Source organism: Jeotgalibacillus sp. S-D1 (genome assembly GCF_004358665.1).
Lineage (GTDB): Bacteria > Bacillota > Bacilli > Bacillales > Jeotgalibacillaceae > Jeotgalibacillus.
This window is the reverse complement of record NZ_SMZR01000016.1, coordinates 1-10,430: the sequence shown is the minus strand read 5'-3', so window position 1 is coordinate 10,430 and position 10,430 is coordinate 1. Positions and strand designations below refer to the sequence as shown.

Below are 10,430 nucleotides of genomic sequence, written 5' to 3'. Positions count from 1 at the left end.
TACTTTGAAGATTAAGTGATGTCACAAAGTCTTTAATCACCTCAATTTGTCTATAATCATATTTATCAGGGTAATCATTAGGATCATCATTAAAGCCAGGTCTCAAACAGTTATCTTGTTGTGTGGCCGTGAGTAATTTATGAGCAAGTCTTAGCTTAAGCTGTTCAGCACGTTCAGATCTTCTCTTATCTTCAAGATTTGCTCTTCTAGTTTCTCTATCAACTCGTCTTTGCTGTCTAGCAAGTTCAGCAGTCGCTTGTTCTCGTCTATCAACGCTTGCTCTGTATTGCTGTTCGAGTGGGTTTGGGGTTGCTGTTCGAGCTGTGTTGTTAATTGCTCGTTCTGCTCTCTCAAGCTGTCGTTTTGTTTCGTCAATTCTTTGATTGACTGAAACTGTGTTGTTAGTTGCGTTTTCAATGTATTTAGTTGCTCTTTCAACTGTTCTAAGTCTGTCATTTTTCTGCTCTCGCTTGCGACTATTGAACACAAGTTCATTGCGTTCTTTGATGATTGCGTTGATTTGTCCAGGCACAGTAACGGGCGTATTATCTATCTCATAATGTTCACCTTTTTTCTGTGCTTCTTTAGCTTTTCTCAATTCTCGTTCGTACTTGTCACGCTCTTTCTTTGTCGCAACTGAACCCATTTTTAATTGCGGTTCAATGTCAAGCTGGCGGTCTTTATAACTGCGACTATCAATTAATTCTATGCCATGTTCTGCTAACTTCTCGTTAGCGACACGCTCCCAAAGCTGACGCACTTCTTTAACTTCATGGCTCATACGCTCAAGTTTAATTTCACGCCTTTTTTTATCTGATAGCTCGGCTGTGCTTTTGTCTGTTAGTACAATCTCGTTGTTATCGTTCAGCTCTGCTTTGCGTGTTGTTAACATGATATGAGCGTGAAAGTTGCGAGCGTCTGCCCCTCGCTCTATTTCTTTGTCAGTTGGTTTGTGTATCGCACAATCTGCAATAACTCCGTATCTATCTGCTAATGCTTGAGCAAAAGTGTGTGCTAGTTTTTTTCGCTGTTCCTTGTTCAGCTCATGCGGTAAATTGACCAGCCACTCACGAGCGACCCTAGCGTCTTTTCGGTTCTCTGCTTTCTCTGCTTTGTTCCAAAGTTCGCCACGCTCAATAGTTGCACCAATATTTTTTAATGATGACGGCAAAATAATATCTGCACTCATAACACCGTAGCGTTTTGAGTAATCATGAACTTTTCCGTATCGCTTATCTTCCAATTTTTCACCAGCACGATATGAAGCAGATGCAACTGCTGATTGCCCCTTACCTCTGCTTATTGATTTTGTGCTAGCGATGAAAATGGCCATTTCGTACAAACTCCGATATTTGCTTTACCCCAAACGGCTTTTTGTTTGGGGTGGGGGTTGAGGGGGCTTGCCCCTCACGAGGTTTTGATTTGAAATTATAAGTAACATAGTGGATTATAATTTCAAGTCGAAAACTCGCACTTAGTCAGTGGGACTCAACCATCCGTCAATTAACTATATCACAACTGATTGTTAGGATATGGTTATTTTGCTATAGTCGAAAAATGAAAAAATTGTAGTTTAGGAGAAAGTTATGAGCTTGCTTGGTGGTAATGATTTAAAGGAACAGCAAAAAATTAATGAGCTTGAACTTAAGATAAATAGGGAGAAACAGAAGTTAGATAAGAAGCTGACACGACAGAAAATACTATTGGGTGCATTCTTAATTGACATGTTAGAAGGCAGTAAGCTCAATGGATTAAAATCTTATACAGTTGATAACTTAGAAGCTTTCTTAACAAGGAAAGGCGATAAGGAGTTAATGGCTGAGGTTATAGAAAAGTTGAGAGATCAAGAGAGGCTCTCGAATAATAAGACGGATAATAGTTATCCAAATATTAATAATAGGAGTTAGTATGAAAAAATTTACTTTAGAAATAAATGAAGATGAACTGAGTATGATTAGATTATCTTTGTCAGCTGCTTTAAATGACTTTAGATCTACAAGAGTAAAGTATGATATGAAGGATCTTTTAGAGGACACCGCAGTCTACCCGTTCGCCGAACAAGAAGATAAGATTTTAAAGATTGATAAGCGCCTTAGGAGCTTGCAAGATAATCAATAAGGAAATATTTGCTAAAATCAAAAAAAAGAAAACCCTGCACAAAGGCAGGGTTTTCGCATCTGTCTAGAGGGGAGGTGTTAACCTACGATACCCCTAGCTCACGATTTTATTATAAGGCTTTCTAAGTATGAATTCAACTGTTAATGGGCAAAGAGTTAAGGGGACTATATCTCCACCAAGACTATCTACTTACGAAAGAGAAACTTCCAACCTTCAAGATGCCTTAGAATTGTATCTGTGGAACGCAAACACATCGGGCGCGTTCTTTCCTTGTTTGCATATTTGTGAGGTTACTATTAGAAATGCTGTTTCAGAGGTATTATTTAAACTACACGGTAACCAATGGCCTTGGGATAATGGCTTTGTGAACACTTTACCTAATCCTAGGAAGGGTGACAATCCAAGAAGAAATTTAGAGTATGCGAGAGACAAATCATCCGATGTGAACAAAGTAATACCTGAACTGAGTTTTGTATTCTGGCAAAACATGCTTACCAGTCGTCATGATGACCGATTATGGTTGCCTCATTTTAGAAGCACTTTTCCCAATACAGATAATAATATTGGAATAAAAACTTTGAGAGGGGAAATGCATAAAGATTTAGGAAGAATTCGAAAGTTAAGAAATCGTATAGCGCACCATGAGCCGATATTTAGCAGGAAACTGGATGAAGATTACGAAGCGATAATTAAAGTAATAGGATATAGGTGTGAGGATACAGCTCAATGGTTGAACCTAAACCAAAATGTCACCTCATTGTTGAATAGCAAACCTTAAATGCTAATATTTTTCAAATGCCGTTAATAATCTAAATAACCATTGATTAGACGTTTCCCAAGCTGTGGAAGGCGTTTATAATTTTTGACAGTTTTGCAATAACGCGTAGCCACCTTTAGATTTTTTTAAATCTAACAAAGAGTAGACCATTGAGTCTCCAAACACGCCATCATTAATAGTTCCTACGCTCAGTAAGTAGTTATTATTGGAGAATACTGGATTATTTTTTTTACTATATTGATCATCAAAGTTTAGCTGTTGTGAAATATTATCGTAAGTCACTGTCGCACTAGTTTTTTGGTTATTAAAGTGGTAGGTTACGCTTAGATTTTCGTTGCTATCACACTTGTAGTTGACGACATAATTTTGCTGGTTAGATGGTTGCTGCTGGTCAGTGATAAAGGCTTTCAAATTAAAGTTTTTTGCGGTGTTTGCATGCTTACGGGCATCATTGCGTGTTTGGCTTACGATAAGCTTATAATCCCCTGTATAAGGCAGGACTTGGAAATCACCAGAGAGTTCACTAGTTTTATTGTTATTTCCAAGATACAGTAACTTTAATACCACATCGTCTGATGTGTTTTGTCTTACTACTCTTAATACTTGATTAGCTTGTGCATGGAATATATATTCCTTTGTATCATAGCCAGTAATACTGCCCTTGATATCCAAAACTTGGGGGTTAGCAATATTACTGTGACTATTTTTATGAGAAGTCTCTACTGCATTAGTATACTGACTACTGTTATCAGGTGTTGTGTTACAGCCTGCTAAAGCAGCTATACACGACATCACAAATGCAAGGGCGAGTATTTTCTTTGATTTCATCTTAAAACCTTTCGTATTAAAAAATAATTGATTATTTTAACATCCAAAATAGTTGAGTTTATTGGTGTCGGACAAACTATATATTACATCCATATCTTCGAGTAGATTTTAGCTAGTACACAATAGACCAAAGCAAATCCAATGAAAAAACATAACAGATTAACACTCCACCCCAGTGAATGATATGTTCAAGCTAGTAAAATACGGCAAATATTCAAATATTATCCAATCAAGAATCCAAATAATCACGCACGGGGCGTTTATTAAATTGGCTAGCGTCTTTAATTTAGTTGACACAGAGTTTTGAACGCCCTCTTCTCTTATTATATTTAAAGGAAAAATTATGCGTTCTTTGCTTCTAACGACAATGTGCTTAACGGGCAGCTTAGCTCTAGTGGCTTGTAGTAACCATCGTGCCGACACCACGGATCTGAGTAAGCAGCCTACAATAGAAGCGCCGGTAGCGTCAGGGGCATTTACTGCTTTTGGAAACAAAGGGAAAATTTGGCGAATAGTGATTGAAGGAAATGAGCTAAGTATAGAGGCAAATTTCTTAAAGCCAACGACAGCAACAGTTACCGTGGTGGGTTCTGGTTCTGTCAATACTGAAGGTGTCGAATACGCGAGTACTGTCAATGGACAGCCTATTGTTGTGAATATAAAAAATAACCTTTGTATCGATGACAATGGCTATCAAAATGAATTTACTGCAATATTAACTTACGCAGGCAAAGCATATCAGGGTTGTGCCGTTGCCGGTGCAATAGAAATTGCGCCCACATAGCAGATAAGCCCAAGCGGTAGCCAATGTATACTTATAGCGAGCCACTCAAGCTCTTTTCTTGGTTCGGTACCCTAGTGAGGACTTGAACCTTCGGCTGTAGGCTAATGATATCGCTATATTGACTTATTTAGGTAGTCGCGGTGTACTCCGTTGTGTACATGCAGTGTCTTTTTATAGGTATATTGGCTTATTTTTGATTTCTATAAGTACTGTTATGGGAGTAATAGCCAGATATTTTTATTGACTGGTGCTATGTATGTTAGAATCACGAGAAATATTACTCCTTTAATCTATAAAAGTCGTTTACTACAAAGATGAATATTCCGCCTTAACTGTTTGACCCCCTCCTAAGTAAATAATTGCTCCCTATAGCAATTTCTGTCATAGAGCGTTTTACGCTTTTTCCTGTGCACACGCACTGCTTTAATGTTTGTATCTATAATCGATTTATCTATCGAGTCATTAAGAGCAAGCTATTAAAGGCAAGTTATGACAATAACGCGCTAAATACGATGGTTCACATTTTTATATCTATTTTTTGATGGGCATTATGCCTAGCTAGAAATGTGTCAGACCTTTTATTTTGGATATCTCCTATCTCTTAGCTCAGATATCGCGATTATTGACAGACTAAAGCAGTTCATAAAAACTGAGTTAAACATGTTAACTACTATTAAAGAACATTGGCTCTCCAATGTTAGAGGCGATGTCTTGGCTGGTATTGTCGTCGCATTAGCCCTTATTCCTGAAGCCATTGCGTTTTCTATTATTGCTGGTGTTGATCCCCAAGTAGGTCTTTACGCTTCCTTCTGTATTGCCGTCGTGATCGCTTTTGTTGGCGGGCGTCCAGCGATGATTTCAGGTGCCACAGGTGCGATGGCGCTATTGATGGTCGTGTTAGTTAAAGACCATGGCTTGCAGTATTTGCTAGCAGCCAGTGTCTTGACAGGTGTTATACAGATTATCTTTGGCTTTTTAAAGCTGGGTAATTTGATGAAGTATGTGTCGCAATCTGTCATCCTTGGCTTTATTAATGCCTTGGCCATTTTGATTTTTATGTCGCAGATTCCAGAGCTGATGCCACAAGACGGCTCAAACCTAGTACACGTCTATGGTTTGGTGGCTCTAGGTCTAGTAATTATCTATGGTTATCCCTACATTCCAAAAATTGGCAAGATGATTCCCTCTCCACTGGTCAGTATTGTACTGGTAACAGCGATCGCTATCTTATTAAGTGTAGAAGTACGTACTATTAATGATATGGGTCAGTTGCCTGATACTTTGCCTATGTTTTTGCTGCCTGATATTCCTCTGAATCTAGACACTTTACTGATTATTTTGCCGTATTCTATTAGTCTTGCGATCGTCGGTTTGCTTGAGTCTATGATGACCATGACCATCGTGGATGATTTAACCGATACCAAAGGTGATCGTACCCAAGAGTGTAAAGGTCAAGGTATTGCCAACGTCGTCAGTGGCTTTTTTGGTGGTATGGCAGGTTGTGCGATGATTGGTCAATCTATCATCAATGTAAAGTCAGGAGGTTTCACGCGCCTATCGTCATTAGTTTCAGGTTTTTTCTTATTATTACTGGTCGTGTTTTTAAGCGATTGGTTGAAGATTATCCCCATGGCAGCATTAGTTGCTGTAATGATTATGGTTGCTATAGGTACGTTTAACTGGGGTTCTTTTAAAGATCTGAAAACCAAGCCATTGCAAAGCAATCTGGTTATGGTTGCTACGGTTGCTGTGGTAGTTTCTACCCATAATTTAGCATATGGCGTATTAATTGGTGTGCTGTTATCAGCCCTATTCTTTGCCAGTAAAATCGAACGCTATATGAGCGTGCACACGCAATTGGATGAAGCAGAACGAACGCGCTATTACTTCGTCAATGGTCAAGTATTTTTTTCATCAGCAGAGCGTTTGATTGAGTCATTTGATGTAAAAGAATCTATATCTAAAGTAGTCATTGATGTGTCAAGAGCGCATTTCTGGGACGTGACGGCAGTCGCTGCCATTGATAAAGTCATCATTAAATTTCGCCGAGAAGGGACTGAGGTTGAGCTAATTGGTCTCAATGAAGCAAGCCAAGCGATGATAGAGAAGTTCGGCGTTCATGACAAACCTGATGCCGATCAAAGCTTAGGTGCTCATTAATAACGTCTACTAACGATAGTGTCTATCAAGCCTATTAGTTTTGGTGAAGTGGACACTCCAAATTAAAATTTAAGGACAAATTATGAACACAGAACAGCACATTTTGGCTTGTATCGATGGTTCAGCCGTGACGGAATCGGTTTGTGATTATGCGGCATGGTATGCCAGCCGATTGAATCTACCAGTAGGCTTACTGCACGTCAGTGATGTGCCTGCCTCAACCAGACGTGATTTATCGGGGGCAATTGGCATTAATAGTCGCCAGCTTCTGCTAGAAGAACTTACGCAACTCGATGAGCAAAGAGCAAAAATCGCGAATAGCTATAGCAATGCTTTGGTAAAAGACGCAAAAAGTCATATTCAAAGTAGCTTTGATGGCGTAGATGTCAACGTCTATCAACGTCATGGCAAATTGCTACCAGCGATTGAACACTTTAATACAAAAAACCGTGTCATCGTCATGGGACGACGCGGCGAAGATCATAAAGACAGCCGTATCAATATTGGTAGTCAAATCGAAACTGTGGCGCGCGCTTCCAGCGTGCCAGTGTTGATTTGCTCAGAGAAGTTTAAAACGCCCAATTCTTATATGATAGCATTTGATGGCAGTAAAACAGCCATTAAAGCCGTTGATATGATTGCGAAAAGTCCACTGTTAAAAGGTCTGCAAGGGCATATCGTCATGATAGGTAATGATGATGCGACCTCCAAACACAGTTTAGTAATGGCTACCGAGAAATTAACAACTTCAGGCTTTACAGTAGAAGCGCATCATTTAACTGCCTCTGATGCTGTTGATGGATTATTGGCTTTTCAGCAGCAAAATGCGGTCGATATTATTGTCATTGGTGCTTATGGCCATTCTAAATTCCAACAGCTATTTGTTGGCAGTACTACGACAAAGATCATTGCTAAGACGCTGTCGCCAGTCATTTTGATTCGCTAAGATATCAAACAATCACTTTGGCAAATCATTGCACCCATGATAGGCACTAAATTCGCTTAATTAGAATCGTTACTGATCTGATTAAGTGGGTTCTATTTTTTTAATAGTATTAGATCTCTTGCATAAGTCATTGCTAGCCTTTGATACTCCGTTAACGAAGGTCAATAAAACGGTACTTTTGCAAGAGGTCTATTAAGCATATATGTTTTGGGCATACCCTAGCGGAACCACCTAAAAACTCCTTATAAAGCCTTAATAGACCACCTAAAATAGACCGTTATAATAGAACCACTTATAACAGACTATTTTTGTTTTTTTAGATCCCAATATTTATGGAGTTCACTAGTTTTAAAAAACTATATCTCCGCTAAGTCTCTTGCTTAACTGACTGGTATACCTTGCTAGGGGCTAGGGTTTTTTTTGGTATTAATAAGTACATATTTGGTATATACTGTATGTATTTTTTTATGGGACTGTAATTATGACCGAGCCAAAAACAAAAATGTTCACTGCTAAAGTTGATGAAAATCTACTGAAAGCATTTAAACACGCTTGTCAGAACCAAGATACAACAGCGTCCCAGGCTATCAGAGCCTTTATGCGTGAGTACGTACGTAAGCATGGCCAGGCTGACTTATTTAAATAGGATAATATCCTATTTAAGCCTTGAGATATAAGGGTTTGCACAGAATGTAACAAAAGAGTAAACTAGCTAAAAAGACGAAACCCCCACAGCTGGACACTGTGAGGGTTTCTAGAATACTAATCAGTGGTGGCTGATATAGTGCTTCCTAAGCAAGATGCATTATATCACGCTATCGCTATAATACAAAAGCGTAGATGTAATGGAATATTTAAAACAGGTTAACCCTGACGAGTGGGAAAATATCCCGCCTTTGGCCGAGTTGTATCAAGACTTACCTACAACCTTGCGTTGCAGTCCTCATAAAAACAATACGGATTTCAGACGCAAAACACCCAAGCAAGCCACGCAAAACGCATATATTGGTTATAACACGCCTAAAGTCACCACGTTTATTGTCATTGACCTCGATTATGACGGCTCAATATTTGCCTACCATGACGCAGGAATACCACGCCCCCAGTTTGTCCTGAAAAACCCTAAAAACGGCCATTGCCAGTATCTTTATCGACTCAAAGATCCAGTGTCTTTCTTCAAGAACTCACGCCCTGAACCAATCACCTTTTTAAATGCTGTTGAACACGCCCTCACATTGGCGTTAGGCGGTGACATGGGTTTTACTGGTTACTTAGCAAAAAACGCCCTAAATTCATCCCATGAGGTCTATTACACAGGTGCAGAGCCGTACTCATTGCACGACTTAGCTAATTACCTCGACTTACCTACCACAATCCCACATACCGCAGACAATGACGAATATTACGGCAGGAATAGCTATATATTCAATACAGTCAGGCATCTGGCCTACCCATTGGCTGATACGCACACATTCACACAGATTTATAACCAATGCCTGAAGTGGTGCGAGGAGCAAAACACCAGGTTTAGCCCTCAGTTGCCTTATAACGAGCTTAAAAGCATTTCTAATAGTATCGCAGGCTATTGCGTAAACAAGCAGCTTAAACAGCCAAATAGACGCTCTAGCGTTGCTTTTCGCAAGATACAAGCACTAAAAGGAGCGAAAGGGGGCAAGAAAGGCAATTCATCTAATGGCGGTAAAGCTAGGTCAAAAAAATATGAGCACCAAAGAGAAAAAGCACGACAAATGCACAAACAGGGTAAGAATAAGAGCGAAATAGCCCGAAACCTAGGCGTGGCAAGGGCTACAGTGATAAGATGGTTGGCTTAGAGGGGTGTAACAGTGCAAGCCATCAGTTAACCCCCGATAGGGTGCTTTAGACTTTGGTTATCTAGCAGTTATTAAAGATCTAAAAATACTCTCAATCTGCTGATTGAATGTTATTGACCCTGAATCAAAAAGTTAATGTCAAAAGATAGGTGAGCTTAACTTTTCTCAAAAATAATCTGATAGTTGCCGTTCGTCAATTTTGAAAAACAACAAGAAAAAACCATTGAAATAACCAGCGATACTGCTGATTATCTGGATCTAACATTCACTCATATCTTTCTTAGCTAAAGGTGTTTTATCGACTAAACCCTCTTGAAGGCCTATGAGATTGTTGTAAATCGTTATTAAACGCACGTAAACCGTCATCTATGGCTTTGTTTTGCTCATATGGTAGCTGACTACCATAAATATTTTTAAACTCCTCTACGGTCAATTTTAGAGCGTTTGTATAACTCTCTCGTTCGCCACTAGGCAACTTAAGCACATCAAAGTAGGCATACTTGAATTGTTGGCAAGTTCTATTTAGCGTATCTGATCTATGGGATTTAGCTAATTCTCTGGCCTCTATGGTTTGTTTGTCATCAGAAATAAACTGATCTAACCCTGGGATATAGTCAAATGATGAAATGATATCTCGGGTCATCCTACCCACCTCTCCGGCGCTACCCCCCAACTTAGGAATAATGCTTTGGTTAAAATCAGCTCTTTTTTGGTCAATATCTTCTTTAAATTCAAACCATGCGGTTAACCGCTCGTTATACTGCTCACGCTCCTGCTTAGGATGATTAACCAGGTGGATAAGGTCCTTGTTGTTGGCAATAAAGCTTTCATCAATCTTATTTTTAACCGCTGTCAAGTTGTCTCTAAAATACTTACTTTGAAGATTAAGTGATGTCACAAAGTCTTTAATCACCTCAATTTGTCTATAATCATATTTATCAGGGTAATCATTAGGATCATCATTAAAGCCAGGTCTCAAACAGT

At 39.2% G+C, this 10,430-nt stretch carries 11 protein-coding genes; 8 read left to right on the top strand and 3 right to left on the bottom strand.

Annotated features, from left to right (window positions below):
• The coding region (locus tag E2R51_RS20330) for a MobA/MobL family protein (RefSeq protein WP_133378700.1) at positions 1-1,333 on the bottom strand (1,333 nt) is incomplete at its 3' end.
• A 253-nt stretch (positions 1,334-1,586) separates the two neighbouring features.
• On the opposite strand from E2R51_RS20330, the gene E2R51_RS20325 reads away from it, so the two are divergent.
• The 3 genes from E2R51_RS20325 to E2R51_RS20315 all read left to right on the top strand — a co-directional run bounded on the left by E2R51_RS20325 (position 1,587) and on the right by E2R51_RS20315 (position 2,896).
• Positions 1,587-1,907 (top strand): hypothetical protein, encoded by a 321-nt coding sequence (locus tag E2R51_RS20325; protein ID WP_205703359.1) that lies wholly within the window; start codon positions 1,587-1,589, stop codon positions 1,905-1,907.
• Position 1,908: 1 nt separating this feature from the next.
• Complete coding sequence (locus E2R51_RS20320; RefSeq protein ID WP_133378699.1) at positions 1,909-2,118, top strand: hypothetical protein; 210 nt, start codon at positions 1,909-1,911, stop codon at positions 2,116-2,118.
• Between the two features lie 127 nt (positions 2,119-2,245).
• Complete coding sequence (locus E2R51_RS20315) at positions 2,246-2,896, top strand: Abi family protein (protein ID WP_133378698.1); 651 nt, start codon at positions 2,246-2,248, stop codon at positions 2,894-2,896.
• A gap of 75 nt (positions 2,897-2,971) precedes the next feature.
• Here the strand turns inward: E2R51_RS20315 and E2R51_RS20310 are convergent, their stop codons facing one another.
• Positions 2,972-3,724, bottom strand: coding sequence for an ACP-like domain-containing protein (locus tag E2R51_RS20310; protein WP_011954800.1), 753 nt, complete (start codon positions 3,722-3,724; stop codon positions 2,972-2,974).
• 343 nt (positions 3,725-4,067) lie between these two features.
• Between E2R51_RS20310 and E2R51_RS20305 the strand changes: the two genes are divergently transcribed.
• The 5 genes from E2R51_RS20305 to E2R51_RS20285 all read left to right on the top strand — a co-directional run bounded on the left by E2R51_RS20305 (position 4,068) and on the right by E2R51_RS20285 (position 9,446).
• Positions 4,068-4,508 carry a hypothetical protein gene (locus tag E2R51_RS20305; RefSeq protein ID WP_110817436.1) on the top strand — a complete coding sequence of 147 codons (441 nt, stop codon included), beginning with the start codon at positions 4,068-4,070 and terminating at the stop codon, positions 4,506-4,508.
• A 660-nt stretch (positions 4,509-5,168) separates the two neighbouring features.
• Complete coding sequence (locus E2R51_RS20300) at positions 5,169-6,668, top strand: SulP family inorganic anion transporter (RefSeq protein ID WP_133378697.1); 1,500 nt, start codon at positions 5,169-5,171, stop codon at positions 6,666-6,668.
• Between the two features lie 82 nt (positions 6,669-6,750).
• Positions 6,751-7,614: a universal stress protein gene (locus tag E2R51_RS20295; protein WP_133378696.1), complete on the top strand. Its 864-nt coding sequence runs from the start codon at positions 6,751-6,753 to the stop codon at positions 7,612-7,614.
• Positions 7,615-8,095: 481 nt separating this feature from the next.
• Entirely contained in the window at positions 8,096-8,260 is a 165-nt protein-coding gene (locus E2R51_RS20290) for a hypothetical protein (protein WP_368773692.1), read from the top strand.
• Positions 8,261-8,459: 199 nt separating this feature from the next.
• On the top strand, positions 8,460-9,446 hold the full coding sequence (locus tag E2R51_RS20285; RefSeq protein ID WP_133378695.1) for a replication initiation protein: 987 nt from the start codon (positions 8,460-8,462) through the stop codon (positions 9,444-9,446).
• A 295-nt stretch (positions 9,447-9,741) separates the two neighbouring features.
• Here E2R51_RS20285 and E2R51_RS20280 read toward each other — a convergent pair.
• Positions 9,742-10,430, bottom strand: a 689-nt coding sequence (locus E2R51_RS20280) for a hypothetical protein (RefSeq protein WP_205703358.1), incomplete at its 5' end; no start/stop codon positions are given.

Bases quoted from the DNA above. Each gene is read 5' to 3' on its own strand.
- E2R51_RS20325 (WP_205703359.1), top strand. From the start codon at position 1,587: ATGAGCTTGCTTGGTGGTAATGATTTAAAGGAACAGCAAAAAATTAAT.
- E2R51_RS20305 (WP_110817436.1), top strand. From the start codon at position 4,068: ATGCGTTCTTTGCTTCTAACGACAATGTGCTTAACGGGCAGCTTAGCT.
- E2R51_RS20285 (WP_133378695.1), top strand. From the start codon at position 8,460: ATGGAATATTTAAAACAGGTTAACCCTGACGAGTGGGAAAATATCCCG.
- E2R51_RS20295 (WP_133378696.1), top strand. From the start codon at position 6,751: ATGAACACAGAACAGCACATTTTGGCTTGTATCGATGGTTCAGCCGTG.
- E2R51_RS20290 (WP_368773692.1), top strand. From the start codon at position 8,096: ATGACCGAGCCAAAAACAAAAATGTTCACTGCTAAAGTTGATGAAAAT.
- E2R51_RS20320 (WP_133378699.1), top strand. From the start codon at position 1,909: ATGAAAAAATTTACTTTAGAAATAAATGAAGATGAACTGAGTATGATT.
- E2R51_RS20310 (WP_011954800.1), bottom strand. From the start codon at position 3,724: ATGAAATCAAAGAAAATACTCGCCCTTGCATTTGTGATGTCGTGTATA.
- E2R51_RS20300 (WP_133378697.1), top strand. From the start codon at position 5,169: ATGTTAACTACTATTAAAGAACATTGGCTCTCCAATGTTAGAGGCGAT.
- E2R51_RS20315 (WP_133378698.1), top strand. From the start codon at position 2,246: ATGAATTCAACTGTTAATGGGCAAAGAGTTAAGGGGACTATATCTCCA.